The following is a 16,565-nucleotide window of genomic DNA, read 5'->3' as shown; positions in this document are numbered from 1 at the left end:
CACAACCAGGAGTAAATAGGCCATGGCAGTTAGTGCTTTCAAAAGATTAATTGATATGTTCAAAGAATCGGAAGAGCCGGAAGCGGCGAAGCCCCGGGAGGCATTCTATCCAACACCTGATGGGAAGCCTATCAGTGCCGCATCTGATGAAAATCTGCCTGTAGTGGATATTCAAGGGCTTCAGCCTGTTAAGAACTGGAGTCACCCATTCAGGGTAAAGGAGAAGAGCAATCCATTGCTGCAACTCACGAGTTTGGCCAATGCCACCGCGGGATTTTTCCCGTTGGGCGCAGGTGGCCTTTGGCATGGTGGAGTTCACTTCGACAGCGGCACCGCTGGAGTTCTCGAACAGACAAGCGTGCATTGTCTGGCCGACGGTGAAGTGGTGGCTTATCGAACTGATAAACACTCAGCGAAAACCGTCTATCGCGTCAATAAAGTTCCGGTAATGAAACCTTTCTCCCGAAATTTCGTGTTGGTCCGCCATCGTTTGGAACCACCGAGGATTGAGGGTAGTGAGAAAAAGCCGCCTTCGTTAGTATTCTATAGCCTCTACATGCACTTGCAGGATGGCTCGGCTTATGAGGAAAAGCCCACCGTGGAGCGTCCGCCTTTCTGGCAACAGAAGGCTACCTATGTTGTTCCAATGACTGCAAAAGATAAAAACACCGTATCGCCAGAGGCAATTGGTCTGAATGTGCGTCACCAAGTGAAGAAAGGCGAAGTCATGGGCCTTTTGCCACGAGGAACGGCAGTTGTGGTGAGTGGCGAGGGTGACTATCGCAGGTTGGAGAACATTCCGGGCCCTTTCCATCTACTCAGCGATACTAGGACACTGCTTGGCTACGTCCGAATGGATCAACTGGAGCTGGCAGAAGACCATTACCGAGCTAAGGTCAGTCTAAGTATTTATGCCGAAGCAGTTGCGACAAGCAAGACGCTGGGGCCAAAGCTACCGAAGGGGACGCAGGTAAAAGTCAGCGGTGAGGGTGAATTCCGTAAGCTGGAGTTTGTTGCGCAATTTGTTCATTTTAAATCGTTGCAAGCTCTGCGCGAACCTCAGGTGTTTGATGAAGTGGTTGTTCTCGAAAAGCCGGAGTCTATCCGGGCCGGTGATTTGATTGGGCATATTGGAAAGTACCAAGACTACACTGCGGAACACCCAGAGGAGAAGCTCCATCTGGAGATTTTCAGTGGCGAAGATGTGGAAGCTTTCATTGCGGAATGTCGAGCCTGGGAGCGGGAGCTCCCGAGCAAAGAAAGAACATGGCTGAAGTTGGTCAAAGGCACTGTGGTTGTGTCACATCAGGATCGCTTTAGTGATAAGCACCCGCCTACAGCGAGCAGCGCGCATGCGTTAAGTGATGCAAATTTATTGGTTCCAAAAGTCGTTCTCGATGGCTTACCGCCTACGCACAAAATTGTAGTGCCTGCGAGTGATGGGGACAAAGCATGTAACTGGTACCGCCTTGACGTGCTGCTCAATGATGCAGCCAATAATCTGTTGAATGGCTGGATAAAGGAAGAAGTCGGTGTTACGCCGTGGGTTAGCCCTTGGGCCTGGGACGGTTACGAAGTCATTACGGATTACACGTCACCGCCAGAGTTCATGGCTTCATTCCTGCGGTCTCTTAAGCGTCTCACGGACGAGCAATTGGAGCACTACAGTCCAATGGCGGATGTCGGTGACAAGGGGCCGGTTAAGGCACGCCTGCTCGATATTGTCGATCGCGATGGTGATAATAAAATCACCGCAGAGGAACTGCGAGCTGTAATCCGAGTTCCCGCTCTTGCGCAAGCAATGTCTCAGTTGATTGTTTGCTATGAGAGTGAATGGCTTTACAAACCACAAAAGTGGGACGGTCTAGACGGAATTTTTGGTCATGGTGGTTCGACGCCGCATCTTAATTGGTTGGCGGAGAAAGAGCGGATCAAGCAGTTGAGTTGGTGGGCTGAAGTGGCTGGCAAGGTGGGGTTGCCTAAGGATGGCAAGGTCCATCATCTGCATCCGATAGGACTTGTAGGGAAGTTCAACTATTTAAAGAAGCATCCGGAAATATTTATAGATGGGGTAAAAATAGAGCTTGGGTTCTTGGATTTGTATGATGGAACAGTAATTGAGGAAAGTGACTATGTTGCCGCGGCGGATGTGCTTGGGTGTGAGGTTGAGGCAATAAAAGCTGTCGCAATAACAGAAACTGGGTCCATTGGTAGTTATTTTGCGCGGGCGGGTGATGATAAGGTTGCGGCTATATTGTTTGAGCGACACTACTTCCATCAGTTGACAGGTGGGCGATTCGATGGTTCAAATCCTGATATATCATCCCCCGTAAGGGGAGGGTATGGAGTCCACTCGGCACAATACAGAAAAATGGTTAAGGCCTATCGTTTAAGTGCTAGTGACGCTCTGAAGTCGGCGTCATGGGGAAGGTTTCAAATTATGGGGAGATATTTTTCCAATGCTGGGTACTCCTCTGTTGAAGATTTTGTACGGGATATTAACCGCTCTGAGAAAAATCATCTAAAGGCGTTTGTGAGTTTTATAAGGGCTGACTCAGTTTTGTCTTCGGCAATCGTGAAGAAAGACTGGCTAAGGTTTGCTCTTAGGTATAATGGCCCTGCTCAAGATGGTTGTGATGAAAAGATGAGGTTGAACTATAATGAGCTTAAGGGTATCTGAATTTAGTATTGTGGGTGCGGTCTGTTCCTTTGTGGTGTTCTGGGCTGGTCCGATTGAATCAGCGCCAGGGCGAATTTGCGGCGGTGAGCACACACTGTTTCAGTGTAGTGTCCGAGGGGGGGAGGTGGCGCTATGCTCAAACTATATTGACGGGGAGTTGAGCGGGGTTCAATTCCGTTTTGTTCGGGAAGGAGGTGAGGGATTTATGTTTCCCGATTCTGGTTTTTCTTTTGATGGCTTCAAGTCGAATCATTTTTTTAGATATCAGGTTGATTATAAGCTCGTCAAGTTTTCTGTTGGTTCACATATTTACAGTCTTTACAGTAATTATGATGGAGGTGATGGTGAAGGGGGGCAGAAAAATGCAGGGGTGCTGATTTCTGACTCGTCTGGGAAGGCAGTTGATGAAATGCCTTGTTTGCAAATAGTTGCAGATAATCTTGGGGAGGCGATTCTCCGTATGAAGTGCGATATGGATGATGCATTGGGTTGTAAATAGGTAGGTGCGGCGCTAATTGTTGAGACTTCTGGCTTGGCAGAGACGTCGGCGGTATTGAAAGCCGTAAGTGATGTTGGTGAATAGTGCTTTAACCGGCGCTGTCGTGTGAGGTATTGCGTTATTGGCGAGGGGGCGAATTCTGTGGTTCGCGAAATTGATGTAAGGGGCAGGCTGATGAGGTACGTGAGATGAAGTGCGTTATCCGTATTGGCGATAGAACGACAGGGGGCGGTACCGTTCTTTCAGGCTCCACCGCCATGTACTTCGACGGTATTGGAGTGGCTCGTGAGGGTGATCCCGTAGATTGCCCCGTCTTGGGACATGGGCGCACCGTCATCGCCGAAGGACACGCGGCCTTCAAGGACAATGGTGTGCCCGTCGCGTTCGATGGGCACCGCTGTGCGTGCGGATGTGCGTTAATTTCGTCGATGCCCAGTGCGGGCGTGAACTAATCATGGCCGTAGACCTTGATCAAGTCCCTTCTCTGGCGGAGCGACCGAAGCCTCCTAGGATATGGCTTTGGCTCTGTCTGATGTTGCTCTCCCCACTCCTGGGCCTGTTTGCGCTACTCGTGTTTTCCAGTGAGCCGTTACGCCACCAACCGACGGAAATTTTGGGCGCAACGTTGGTGGTGCCGCTTCTCGGCTTGTGCATAGTGTGCGTTGTACGGGGGCTGCACTACGTTGGCCAACAACACACCGCTGACGGTTGGGATGACGCGCGCGCGAATGACCTCGCTCACAGAATTCGCCGAGGCCAACGTTATCAGCAACTGTTGGCAATCGGTCTCTATACAGGGCTGCGCACAGATCAAGCGGGCGCGGAGGCTCAGTTAGATGCCATTTTGAACGGTACTAAAGTACTGAAGGCGCAACCGTCTAGATTGGGAAAATCAACGGTGCGCCATAGTCGATTGTCTGGCGATGTGAATGAAGACCCCGAGCGTGCACTTCTGTGTGTCATGAAACGAGTGCTGATGGACTTGGCATGTCCGCTCTCGCAAGTCTCCGATGATGTGCCACTCGCATTGTTGTTGGAGTTCGATAGTCAGCTGCAAAGTAACCAACTGCATCGGGTTTGGCAGAGGGCATGGCTTGAGTCCGGGATCCGGCAACCCTTGGTACCCATCGCCTGGAGTGGGCTTGATGCAGTGGATCAGTGGCTCGATCAGCGCAGTGACGATCAGGCTCTGCTCTTGGTTGTCGCAGTTCAGTTTGCACCGGAGCGGCCTGAGGGTACAGCGGAAGCGGCTGTAGGACTGTTGCTGGGCAATCCGGTAACTCAAACCTCGTTGCCGTTGATCGCTAACCTGCATAGACCTGAGCAAGTGCGTGGCGATACTGCGGACGCGGTGCTCCATGCTGTCCGTCAGGCACTGAATTGGGTTCCTCTAGAAGCGAATGCTGTGGAGCATGTCTGGCAGGTAGGCATTGGGCAAAAGCATAAGATGGCGGTCACCAGTGTTTTGAATGACCCCATGCTGCAATTGGATGGTAGTAGGCAGCTTCACAATCTAGACGGTTTGCTGGGACACCCTTGCAGGGCGGCGGCGTGGGTAGCTATTGCCGCCGCGGCGCAGACGATCCAACACGGCGCCGGCCCGCAGTTCATTTTTAGCGGTGAAAGCTCCGCCAAAGCAGCGCTTTGGGGCACGGTGTTGACGCCTGTGTCAGTCACTTCGAAGTAGGGTTTTCGAATGCAGTTTAGACGGACGTTGGTGCTGGGTGTTTTGGCTGCGTTTTTGTTGCTTGCAGCTTTGTTGATCGGTGTACTGGTTTGGCGTCATCCCCAGATGCTCAGTGTACGTCTCGGTAGTGAATTGCAGACTGATCTACTGATGGCGTTGAGTGTTTTTGCTGCCCTAACGGTTCTGGTAGGGGGCGGCTACGTGCTGTTTGCCCGTCGCTTCGGCAATTTGGCGTATCGCCGTTTGAATACGGATAGTTCGACTCAACCGTCTAACGCATTCGAGGCCAGTTCCCGCAGTGACGTTACCGGGAAAGGCGCGAGCTCCGTTCGCGCGCTCCTTCGCCAGCAGTACGGTTGGTTGTGGCGGCGTAAGGTAAGGCTGTTGTTGATGGTTGGAGAATCCGCCCAGATCAAGGCTATCGCACCAAAGTTGAACGATCAGCACTGGTTGGAGCGGTCTGAGGCGGTGTTGCTGTACGGCGGTAGCGTAAAAGTCGTACGGGATACGGTGCTGCCCGCTGAATGGCAGCGGCTGATTCGTTGGCGTGGGCTTGATGGTGTCGTATGGGTGCTGAGTGAACGCGAGAGCGTTGATACCGCCTCGATGGGAGTGGGTGTTCACCGATTACGGAAAATGAGTTCTGACCTGGGATGGGAGCTTCCGCTGCATGTGTGGCAGGTCCGCGAGAGTGGCGGGGTTCAGCCTGCACGTGATGTAAAGTCGGCAGGTTGCTTGCTGTCATCCCGGTTCACCGCAGCTCAACTGAACGAAGGTCTGTGTACGCTGCGGCGGAAACTACGTGAACAGGGACTGGTACAAGTACAACATCAATTCTCCCATGACTCCTTGTTGCGTCTTGCGCGTGATTTGCAAGTAGAAGGGGCCGCTCGATGGTATCGCCTGATTGAGTCCCTTTCGGGAAGGGCGACACGTGGCATCCAGGTCCGTGGTTTGTGGTTCAGTTTGCCAGTTCAGAGGGCAGAGTCTGCGGCGGCAGGTGACCACGATTGGCCCGAAGACCCTGCCTGGTCAGGAATACTCAACGATCCGCCTGTCCGAGCACGAAGGTTGGGTTGGCACCCCGGCAGAGTCGCATACGTTTCAGCGCTTGGCCTCGCTGCACTCTGGGGTATCGGCTTGCTGATGTCGTACGCTAGCAACCGTGCCGAGGTCAGTCAAATAGCGGCGGCGTACAGAGCGCTGCAGCAGCCTGTGGCAGGCGCCGACACCAAGCAGGCATTGGGTGAGCTTGTGCGCGAACTCTCCCGCTTGGATTACCGCGGTGAACATGGGGCGCCGTGGTATCAGCGTTTTGGTCTGAACCGCTCGAACGACCTTGGCAAGGCGGTGTGGCCACTCTACGAACAGGCCAATAATCGGTTGCTTCGTGACCCGGCAGTGTTTGAGCTGGAAAAACGGCTTAATGCATTGGTCAAGTTGCCTCCAGCAAGCACTCAGCGCGCCGAGCAAGCGCGGGAAACTTACGGTTATCTCAAAGCGTATCTGATGCTGGCGCGCCCGGAAAAGGCGGATCCCGCCTTCTTGACCGAGACTCTGGGCAAAACTGAGCCGGCACTGTGGACGTTCTTCGGCCAGCATCTGCCCTATCACCCTGACTGGGCGATCAAGCCCGACCTCAGATTGATCGCCCAAACACGCCAGGTGCTGCTGCGTGAACTGGGTCAGCGAAACGCGGAAAGCAGCCTGTACCAGCAGGTGCTCGACAACGCGGCAAATCACTACCCCGCGTTGGGTCTGCAAGAGATGGTCGGTGACACGGATGCGAGCGCCCTGTTCTCCAGTGCTGAACAGGTCCCCGGTGTATTCACCCGCCAAGCGTGGGAAGGGCAGGTCCAGGCAGCCATCGAAGACGCGGCGCAGGCGCGGCGCGAAGAGATCGACTGGGTACTCAGCGACAACCCCAACGACATTGCCAAGGAGTTGAGCCCCGACGAACTCAGGGACCGGTTGACCACACGTTACTTCCAGGATTACAGCAGTGCCTGGCTGGGCTTCCTCAATAGCCTGCGTTGGCGTCAGGGCCATGGCCTGAGCGATGTGATTGCACAGTTGACGCTAATGAGCGATGTGCGTCAGTCACCTCTGATCGCCTTGATGAACACGTTGAGTTACCAAGGCCAGGCCGGCGTCCGCGGCCAGGCCCTGGCCGATTCCCTGATCGAATCAGCACAGAAGTTGGTAGGGCAGAAAGCAGCGCCGATAGTCGATCAACTTCCCCAAACACCCAGCGGTCCGCTCGACAGTACCTTTGGCCCGTTGATGGCGTTGCTGGGAAAGGAGACTGAAGGCCGAACGGGTGATGACCGCCTGAGCCTGCAGACCTTCCTCACACGGGTCACTGCCGTGCGCTTGAAGCTTCAGCAGGTGGCCAGTGCGCCCGATCCTGAGGCAATGATCCAGACCTTGGCCCAGACCGTATTCCAAGGTAAAGGAGCGGACCTGACCGATACCCAGGCCTATGGCAACCTGATCGCCGCCAGCCTGGGTGCCGACTGGGGCACAGCGGCCAACACACTGTTCGTGCAGCCGCTGGATCAGGCATGGCAACAGATTCTGCAGCCGTCGTCGGCGGGCCTCAACAGGGCGTGGCAGCGTTCGATCGTCGATGAGTGGCAGGGGGCATTCAGCGGCCGCTATCCCTTCGCCGCCACCAGCAGTGACGCCTCGTTGCCCATGTTGGGGCAGATGATTCGGGCCGACTCCGGGCGGATCGAGCAGTTTCTGGCACAGCAACTCACAGGGCTTCTGCGCAAGGAGGGCAGCCGCTGGGTGGCCGACTCGCGTCAGAGCCAGGGCCTACGTTTCAACCCGGATTTCTTGAAGGCGATCAATCAGCTCAGCCACCTGGCCGATGTGTTGTACACCGATGGCGGCATGGGTTTGAGCTTCGAGCTGCAAGGCAAGCCTGTGCGGGATGTGGTGCAGACCACCTTTGTGCTCAACGGCGAAAAGCATCACTACTTCAACCAGCGGGAGAGCTGGCAACGCTTTCGGTGGCCTGGGCAGGGCGACTACCCGGGTATCAGCCTGACCTGGAGCAGTGTCTACACCGGGGAACGCCTGTTCGCAGACTACCAGGGCACCTGGGGGCTGATTCGACTGCTCGAGCAGGCAACTGTCAGCGCTTTGGACGACGGCGACAGCCGTTTTCGGGTCGTGTTGAGCGCGCCGGATGGTCTAAGCCTGACATGGCACTTGCGCACGGAGTTGGGAGAAGGCCCGCTTGCGCTGCTCAAGTTGCGAGATTTCAACTTGCCTCGGGAGATTTTTCTGGTGGGTGACCGTGACTCGCAGCGCTACACCCAGAACGGGAGCTTTGAATGAGTCTGAAAAGCCTGATCGAAAGCTGTTTGCCCGGTGTCGAACCAGTGGCCTTGGCGCGTAAGCACAGTGGCAGCTGGGACTCATGGTTGAGGCCCATCCGCGATGACCTGCCCGTCGGAGAAGATCCGGGGTATGACGACGATTTCCAGCGCATGCGCGAAGAGGTCAACAAGCTCTCCGGGGCGGATGTGGACCTGGTGGCGCAACTGGCGCAGAAGCTGCTAGAGCAGTCCTGCAAAGACCTTCGTGTTGCTACCTACTACCTATGGGCACGTTTGCACAGGGATGGTGAGGCAGGCTTGGCAGAGGGGTTGAACTTGCTGGCTGCGCTGATGGAGCGTTACGCCTGCGATATCCTGCCGGTGCGTGCCAATAGCCGCAAGATGGCCTTGGAGTGGCTTGCTGGCAGCAGAGTGTTGGCAAGCTTGTCGCTGTACCCTCAGGTGGTCAAGGCAGAAGCCGAGCGGACGGTAGCTGCCCTGGTATGGTTGGAGCACGGTTTCAGCAATTGGCCGGAAGACCAGCGCCCGCGACTGGAGGCCTTGTACAGTGCTCTCATTGCTCGCCTCGCTGTGTCGGGTGGCGTTGATGCAATCGTCCCGCAGGTCAGTACTGATGCACCCGTGGGCGGTAACGCCACAGGCCCGAGCCCATCGCCCATCAAGTCCGGACGAGATTTGCTGGACAGTGGCCGGGGGCTGGCAAGCTACCTGCGTAAACAACCAGAGGGGTGGCTGGCAGCGCATCGGCTGATGAAGAGCTTGCGTTGGGACACCGTGCATCAGGTGCCGCCGCACGATGCACAAGGGATTACCCGGCTGGCACCGCCTCGCGGCGAGTATCGCGCGCAGCTCAAACGCCTGCACCTGCAGCAAAACTGGACCGAGCTGATTGACCAGGTGGAGGGGATGTACGCCGAAGGCGTGAACCACTTCTGGTTGGATCTGCAATGGTATCTCCACCAGGCCCTGAGCAAATCAGCAGAGCCCCAGAACAGCTGGGCGAATGTCCTCAAACATGATCTGGGCATGCTTCTGCTGCGTCTGCCAGGGCTGGAAATGCTCCATTGGAATGACGGCTCGGCATTCGCCGATGAAGCCACGCGTGAGTGGATCAACCAGCAAGTCAGTGGTAACCGCCCGGAACAGTGGCTGCCCGCAGCTGCGCCTGCCACCTCGACGGGGGCATGCGAAATACTCGCCTTGGAGCCCGAAGCACTGGCGCAAGCGGATGCCGACGGCGTGGAGCAGGCGCTGGCCTGGTTGGCGAGCCGGCCGGATGTACAGACCGGGCGGCAGCGCTGGCTCCTGCGTTTGCTGATGGCGCGAGTGGCGGAGCAGTGCGGCAAGGCTGAGCTGGCCATCCATCTGTTCACGGAGCTGGATACTGCTGCGCAACGCCACACCTTTGCCGACTGGGAGCCGGACCTGCTCTTCGAAGTCAAGGCGCGTTTACTCAAATTGCTGCGTTTGAAAGCCCAGCGCAACGACGCCGACAGGCCCGCCTTAACGCGACAAATGGAACACCAGCTCGCTGCGCTCGTATCCATCGACCCAGTACGTGCTGCGGTGCTGTGCAGCTGACCCACTTTGATCAGGAATCTGTTTTGAGTACGGACAACCCAACCCTGCGTTACTTCGACGCTGAAATGCGCTATTTGCGAGAAGCGGGCAAAGAGTTTGCCCAGGCATTTCCAGACCGTGCGGCACAACTCAATCTGGACAAACCCGGCGCTGAAGACTCCTATGTGGAGCGCTTGTTCGAGGGCTTCGCATTCTTGATGGGGCGTCTACGCGAAAAACTGGACGACGACTTGCCTGAGCTGACAGAGGGGTTGGTGAGCCTGTTGTGGCCGCATTATTTGCGCACCATACCCTCGCTGGCCATCGTTGAACTCATGCCTGATGTCAGCCAGATGAAAGGCAGTGAGGTGGTCGCAAGTGGCTTTCAGGTGTTGTCACAGCCGGTAGGGCAGCATCGCACCCGTTGCCGCTACTCCACCACGCAGGATTTGACCCTGCGGCCACTTCAGCTCGATACCGTGCGCCTTGATCATGAGCCTGACGGACGTGCGGTGCTACGCCTACGATTTGCGTGTGGAGCGTTGATCGATGGGAGTCAGCTGGACCTTGCGCAGATACCGTTGTATCTGAATGCGGATGCCGCGCTTGCCAGTGTGTTGCACCAAGCACTGACATTGAACGTGCAATCGCTCTACATACGCGTGCCGGGCAGGGCGCAGCGCCAAGCATTTGTGGGGCATTTCAAGCCAAAGGGCTTTGCTGACGATGATCGGCTTTGGCCTAAGGGCGAGAGTGCCTTCAGCGGTTATCAATTGCTACTTGAGTACTTCACGTTCCGCGAAAAATTCATGTTCGTGACGCTCTGCGGCCTGGAAGCGGTAACGTTGCCTGCGGGCACGCCGTGGTTCGAGCTTGAAGTCGTGCTCGGCGAGTCCTGGTCACATGCTGCTACGCCCACAGCCGAGCACATTCGTTTGCATGCGGTCCCGGTGATCAACCTGTTTGCACTGGAAGCGGATCCCCTCACCTTGGATCCCCTGCAGAATGAATACCTGCTCAGGCCAATGCGGCTGCAGGACGGCCATACCGAGATCTACTCGGTTGACAGAGTTTCAGGGGCAAAAGATAGCGTGCGTCAGGACTACGTGCCTTTCAGCAGCTTTCGCCACAAAGGGGGGATGCTTCGCGACGAGGCCCCCGAGCGCTACTTTCATACACGCCTGAGGCGTGGAGCCAATGGCCTTCATGACACCTGGCTGATTCTTGGCGGGGAGGGCTTTGACAAGGATGTGTTGCTCAAGCGCAAAAGTCTGTCGCTGCGCCTGACCGGTACCAATGGTCAGCTGCCGCGCAAAGCGCTGCGCAGTACGTTGCTCGATTCAGCGGCGCAGTCCACACAGGCAGGCTTGCGCGTACGCAATCTGACTGCGCCGACCCTGCCGTGTTACCCGCCAAACCGTGATCGTTTCCACTGGCGTGTGCTCAGTCACCTTGGATCGAATTTTCTGCCGATGCTCAACAGTGCTGAAGTACTGCGCGGCACCCTGGCCTTGTACGAGTGGACAGGTAGCGAAACGAATCGACGGCGCCTGGAGGCGATTGTCGACGTCAAGCATCACCTGATTCAGCGATTCGAAAAGGGCTTTTTGCTACGAGGCGTGGATATCGAGGTGACTGTCGATAGCAATGGTTTTTCAGGGGAGGGGGACATTTACCTGTTCGGTGAAATGCTCAGCCGGTTCTTCGCCCTGTATGCGGATATTCACTTGTGCACGCAACTGACCATGATTCTGCAACCAACGGGGAGGTGCCTGCGATGGAGCGAACATCACAGTCAGCGTATTCCCGGTTGAAGGCGGAGGGCATTCTGCAGGTACTGGCGGAGCAGGCGTCAACGGCGAACGTCTACCGCTTCTGCCAAGTACTGGAGCAGGTGCTGGACGAACAGCCACCGTTGGGGAGTACAGCGCACCCGGGCGATGACCGGGTTCGGTTCCGGCCGGACCCTGGAATGGGATTCCCGGCAGGTGAGTTGAAGGGCCTCGAAATCGATGAGGCGTTTCCTGACCAACCCTTGACGGTGCGTACTCGGCTGCTGGGTTTGTATGGGGTCGACTCCCCTTTGCCAACGGCCTATCTGGACGATATCGCCCAGCGGCGCGAAGGCCACGAGGCGTTGGAGCACTTCCTCGACATCTTCAACCATCGGATATTCACCCAGTTCTACCGAATCTGGCGCAAGTACTCCTACCCGGCAACGTTCGAGCCGGGCGGGCGCGATGTTACGTCACAGTGCTTGTTGGGTTTGATCGGGCTGGGAATTCCCGGTACGGCCGAGCGTATCGCCACGCCCATGTCACGTTTCCTGGCCTTGCTCAGTGTGATGCGGCTTCCCACGCGCAACGCGGAGGGGATTTGCGCACTGGTGAAGTTGCTGGCGCCGCAGACAGAAGTGCATGTAACTGGGCATTGGCCGCAGAGGGTACTGCTTGCGCAGCCTGCCAGCCTTTCACCCGAACGCCCGGTAACGCTGGGCCAAGGCATGCCGTTAGGTGCTGTCGGGCACGATGCGAACAGCCAGCTGCGCCTGCGGCTGTGTACCGCGGACCAGGACGAGGCGCGTGAGTGGCTTCCTGGTGGTCGGCTGATCGCCGATTTGCGCGTGTTGCTGGAGGTGTACTTGGGGTGGCGATGTACAGCACTGCTGCAACTCATTATTCCGCGAGAAATGGTGCCGGTTCCGGTATTGGGGCGTACCCAGTCGATGCTGGGAATGACCGCTGTATTGAAACGGGCAACGGGCCCTCACGCACTGGCTCAAGAAGACATGATCACGATCAACCTGGGCCGATACCAAGGCCTGCAACTACACCCTTGCAGCAGAGAGGTAGAGCATGTGGCGTACTGGTTTTAAGGCCTTCACCGCATCCACTCTGATCGGTGTATTGGGAGGGTGTGGCCTTGCACAGAAAGTGGCGGATGGCACGGCATCCACTGCACATGCAATTTTTTACAAGCAAGTCAGAACGCTGCATCTGGACCTCAATGGCCGGTCAGCGATGAACACCAATGTCGAAGAGATGAGCGGATTGTCGGTGCCAGTTCTGGTGCGGGTCTACCAGTTAAGGGGCAGCCAGGCACTGGAGAACGCCACCTATGACAATCTGGTGAGCCAAGGTGAGCGAGTGCTTCGCGATGATCTGCTTGATGAGCGCGTCGTGGTGATCAAGCCCGGTGAAGCGGCGCAGCTGAGTACACCACTGCAAGGCGAAGCCCAGTATGTCGGTGTAGTCGCTTTGTTCAGAAGTCCGGATGTTCTGCAAGATACGTGGCGGCTTGTGCTGGACCGTGACGACCTCGACCCGGATCAGGCTCGCGTGATTGAGTTGGGCGATAACCGATTGACGCTTCGACCGCGTGCGGAGGACTGAGAGCATGTTCCCGACCAGTCCCTCTCTCTACGAGATCCTGTTGCAGAACTTCAGCGGTGAGTTGGAGCTGGACCAGGTCAGTGAAGAAGACCAGTTGACCCTCTCGGTGCTGGACAATGTCCAGCGCATTCTCAACAGCCGTGCGGGTTCGCTCTCGCATCTGCCGGATTACGGCTTGCCGGACATGGGCACGGTACTGCAAGGGTTACCTGCCTCGGCCCATGGTTTAATGAATGACATCGCACGAACATTGCGTCGTCATGAGCCACGCCTGGCCGAGGTGAGCATCGCGCTGCTACCTCAGTCTCGCCCTGGGCACCTTGAGTACGCCCTTCAGGTAATCATCAAGGGCGGCGGCCGGGTGACCTTTGGAACCACACTGGGTGCTGAGGGCCGGGCTGTGGTGCGTCACCTCAAGCAGGAAGGCTACCTGCCCAAGTACTAGACAGACAACCGAGGGGGTCGGATGACGGCGCTTTTTGAAATGCGTGTTCGCCTGGGCGGGGATCCGGGCAATCTTGATGAGTTCAAGCTGCTGCACGGTGAGTTGGCGAAGCTCAATCACCCTGCCTGCCCAGACGTGGATTGGGCAAAGGTCGAGGGGTTGTCCTTGCGGCTTTTCGAGCTGAACGGGGTTGAGCTGCAGACGGCGGTGGCGTTCGTGCTTGCGCGTAGCTACCGCACGGGACTGACGGGCTTGACGGAAGGGTTGGCACTGCTCTCTACGCTGACCGATGAGTGGCCACGCTTGTGGCCGGTGCAGGCGTTAGCTCGTATCGATCTTATGGCATGGCTGTTTGCTCAGTTGCATCCCTTGGTTCGCAGGGTGGAATGGGGCAGGTCAAGTTCGGCGGCGTTGAGCGGGCTGGTTGTTGAGTTGAACTGTCTGGAGCACCGTTTGGAACGCCTTGGTCATGCGCCATTGGCTTCGCTACAGGTCTTCCGAAACCAGATACTCAGCCTGCTGCAACGCATATCTGGAAGCATGGCGGCGCCGGTGCCGCTTCTGTCACAGCCATCGATATTGTTTGCTGAACCATCGGTCAGTCCTCATATCGCCTCCGTTGTGCCTGCGCCGTCGACCTACACATTTGTAGTCGAGCATCCTGCGCAGAAGCGCGCTGTACTGCCGTGGCTGCTGACTTTGACGGTCACGTGCGCATTCGTGGGTTGGCTAGGCTGGCAGGAGTGGGTGTCCAGGCAAATCAAAGAACCCTCTACGCCCAAGCCAATCCAGCTCGACAGCTTGAACCTGTTCGACCCTGGCAGTTCCGAGCTCAAACCCGGCTCAACCAAGCTATTGATCAATGCACTGGTCGGTATCAAAGCCCAACCTGGGTGGTTGATCGTTATTTCCGGTCATGCGGATGCGCAGGGCGATGCTACCAAGAACCTTGATCTCTCTCGTGCCCGCGCCTCTGCTGTCCGCGACTGGATGCAGCGTATGGGAGATATCCCGGATGGTTGTTTTGCTGTTCAGGGGGTCGCGGCCGGTCAACCGATTGGCAGCAACCATACGCAGTCTGGTCGAGCAGCAAATCGGCGTGTGGACATTCGTTTAGTGCCGGAGTCTGGTGCATGCGCAGAACTGGAAGCAACAGGGCGTCTGATTGGAAGCGGCGAGGGCGTGTAAGGAGCAAGGTGAACGCTTACCAATAGGCGGCGCTCACCTTATCCTCGGGAAAAACTAACCGCATTCTCCTAGAAGCTGCTCAATACCCTGCCGGCCAGATAACCGAATGTCATCCCCGGCCCCAAGGTAATACCGCCACTTGGGTAATATCCGCCCATCACACTGTCCATGTCGTTGCCCACCGCATACAACCCGGGGATCGGCCGCGCCTCGCGGTCCAGTACCCGGGCCGAGGCATCCGTGCCCAGGCCGGCGAACGTACCCAGGCTGCCCGGCAACAGTTTCACTGCGTGGAACGGCCCGTGCAGCAGTGGCCGCAGCGATGGATTGGGGGCTTGCAACGGCTCGCCCTGCGCCCGGTTGTAGGCCGATACACCGCGCCGGAAAAGCGGATCTTCACCCTGGGCTGCATGTTGGTTGAAACCGTCCACCGTGCGCTGCAACTGCGCGGCGTCGATCCCGCAGCGCTGTGCCAGTTGCGCCAGCGTGCGACCGCTGTGCAGGTAACCGCAGCGTTGATAGTGGCGAGTGGGGAAAGGGAAGGGCTTGGCCCAGCCGATGCCATAGCGCCGTTGCGCAGCATGGTCGCAGATCAGCCAGGCTTCCGGCGCTTCACCCTGCGGCGTGGCGGCGAACAGCGCGTTCATGAAATCGTGGTAGCAATCGGCCTCATTGACGAAGCGCCGGCCATCGCGGCGCACGGCGAGGAAACCGGGTTTGGCGCGATCGATCAAGTGCGGGAAATGGCCGAAACTGCCATCGCTGCGCGGCACCCGCGACACAGGTGCCCAGGCCCCCGCATGGGTCGCAGTCGTCTGGACCAGGCCACCGGCCTGTTCGCCCAAGCGCAGGCCGTCGCCGCTGTTTTCCCATGGCGCGGCGGAGTAGTGCTGGTCACCGTCCGGCGCATGCGGCATCAGTTGCGCGATGCGCTGGCGATCATGCGCAAAGCCACCGCAGGCCAGCACCACACCGCGGTGGGCATGGATCAGCTGGCCGTCGGCAAACTGTGCGCCGCTGACCCGGCCTTCGCCCAGCAGGCGATTGGCCGGCTTGTCGGTCAGCAGCGTCACGCCAAGGTTCAGGGCGCTGCGCAGCAGCCGTGCCACCAGGGCGTTGCCATTGACCAGTTGCAGGCCGCGCCGGTGCAGCAGCAGGTCGCGGCCATGGCGCAGCAGGCGTTTGCCCACATGCAGCGCTGCCGTGGGCGAGCGCGTGGCGTTGAAGAAGGCGGCCATGTCGGCGCCGCCGGCAATGCCCATGCCGGCCAGGCTGACGATGTCCAGCGGTGGGCGCAGCTTGTGCAGCCAGGGCCCGAGTAGGCGCCCGTCGTATGGCAGTGCGCACAGTGAACGGCCACCGCACGCGCTGCCGTCGCCTTCGCGCATGTCGGGCATGCGGCTGCCGCACTGGAACTGTACGGCAGTGTGTTGCTGGAAGAACGCCACCATCTCCGGGCCATGGTGCAGGAAGGCGCGCTGGCGCGGGTCCAGTTCGCTGACCTGGGTTTGCGCGCGCAGGTAGCGCTCCGGCGCATCGTCGGTCTCGACGATGCCTTCGGCAATGGCCAGCGGGTTGCGCGGTATCCACAGCCAGCCCCCCGACCAGGCGGTGGTGCCGCCCAGTTGGCTGGCTTTTTCCGCGACGATCACCTGCAGGCCGTGATGGGCGGCAGTAACGGCGGCAGCCAGGCCAGAGGCACCGGAGCCGATGACGAGTACGTCACATTCGAGGGGTTGCATCGTGGGGTCCCGCTCAGGCGTT

General features: G+C 57.8%; 12 protein-coding genes. 11 read left to right on the top strand and 1 reads right to left on the bottom strand.

Translation table 11 applies throughout. The features are described from left to right. Positions 1-22 precede the first annotated feature (22 nt). The 11 genes from ACGLHT_RS25570 (at position 23) to ACGLHT_RS25520 (ending at position 14,801) form a co-directional block, all read left to right on the top strand. A complete protein-coding gene (locus tag ACGLHT_RS25570) occupies positions 23-2,680 on the top strand; it encodes an N-acetylmuramidase family protein (protein ID WP_274120997.1) in 2,658 nt (885 codons plus the stop codon). After that, complete coding sequence (locus ACGLHT_RS25565) at positions 2,661-3,179, top strand: hypothetical protein (RefSeq protein WP_274120998.1); 519 nt, start codon at positions 2,661-2,663, stop codon at positions 3,177-3,179. The genes ACGLHT_RS25570 and ACGLHT_RS25565 overlap by 20 nt, the downstream gene beginning before the upstream one ends. 188 nt (positions 3,180-3,367) lie before the next feature. Then, positions 3,368-3,631: a PAAR domain-containing protein gene (locus tag ACGLHT_RS25560; RefSeq protein WP_274120999.1), complete on the top strand. Its 264-nt coding sequence runs from the start codon at positions 3,368-3,370 to the stop codon at positions 3,629-3,631. Between the two features lie 80 nt (positions 3,632-3,711). Further along, on the top strand, positions 3,712-4,866 hold the full coding sequence (locus ACGLHT_RS25555) for a hypothetical protein (protein WP_394520605.1): 1,155 nt from the start codon (positions 3,712-3,714) through the stop codon (positions 4,864-4,866). A gap of 9 nt (positions 4,867-4,875) precedes the next feature. After that, positions 4,876-8,214: an ImcF-related family protein gene (locus tag ACGLHT_RS25550; protein WP_274121002.1), complete on the top strand. Its 3,339-nt coding sequence runs from the start codon at positions 4,876-4,878 to the stop codon at positions 8,212-8,214. Further along, on the top strand, positions 8,211-9,797 hold the full coding sequence (gene tssA / locus ACGLHT_RS25545; protein WP_274121004.1) for a type VI secretion system protein TssA: 1,587 nt from the start codon (positions 8,211-8,213) through the stop codon (positions 9,795-9,797). The genes ACGLHT_RS25550 and tssA overlap by 4 nt, the downstream gene beginning before the upstream one ends. A gap of 23 nt (positions 9,798-9,820) precedes the next feature. After that, positions 9,821-11,590, top strand: a complete 1,770-nt coding sequence (gene tssF / locus ACGLHT_RS25540) for a type VI secretion system baseplate subunit TssF (protein ID WP_274121005.1) — start codon at positions 9,821-9,823, stop codon at positions 11,588-11,590. Next, positions 11,554-12,651: a type VI secretion system baseplate subunit TssG gene (gene tssG, locus ACGLHT_RS25535; RefSeq protein ID WP_274121007.1), complete on the top strand. Its 1,098-nt coding sequence runs from the start codon at positions 11,554-11,556 to the stop codon at positions 12,649-12,651. Before tssF ends, tssG begins: the two co-directional genes overlap by 37 nt. Further along, on the top strand, positions 12,632-13,168 hold the full coding sequence (gene tssJ, locus ACGLHT_RS25530; protein ID WP_274121008.1) for a type VI secretion system lipoprotein TssJ: 537 nt from the start codon (positions 12,632-12,634) through the stop codon (positions 13,166-13,168). The genes tssG and tssJ overlap by 20 nt, the downstream gene beginning before the upstream one ends. 4 nt (positions 13,169-13,172) lie before the next feature. Then, positions 13,173-13,613, top strand: a complete 441-nt coding sequence (gene tssE, locus ACGLHT_RS25525) for a type VI secretion system baseplate subunit TssE (RefSeq protein ID WP_137164309.1) — start codon at positions 13,173-13,175, stop codon at positions 13,611-13,613. A 21-nt stretch (positions 13,614-13,634) separates the two neighbouring features. After that, entirely contained in the window at positions 13,635-14,801 is a 1,167-nt protein-coding gene (locus tag ACGLHT_RS25520) for an OmpA family protein (protein ID WP_274121009.1), read from the top strand. 68 nt (positions 14,802-14,869) lie between these two features. Here the strand turns inward: ACGLHT_RS25520 and ACGLHT_RS25515 are convergent, their stop codons facing one another. Continuing rightward, positions 14,870-16,543 (bottom strand): FAD-dependent oxidoreductase, encoded by a 1,674-nt coding sequence (locus ACGLHT_RS25515; RefSeq protein WP_274121010.1) that lies wholly within the window; start codon positions 16,541-16,543, stop codon positions 14,870-14,872. Positions 16,544-16,565: the final 22 nt, after the last annotated feature.

This window comes from Pseudomonas sp. PsB, assembly GCF_043658375.1.
GTDB classification, from domain to species: domain Bacteria; phylum Pseudomonadota; class Gammaproteobacteria; order Pseudomonadales; family Pseudomonadaceae; genus Aquipseudomonas; species Aquipseudomonas putida_Z.
The sequence above is the reverse complement of the archived record's forward strand: the minus strand, read 5'-3'. Positions and strand labels throughout refer to the sequence as shown.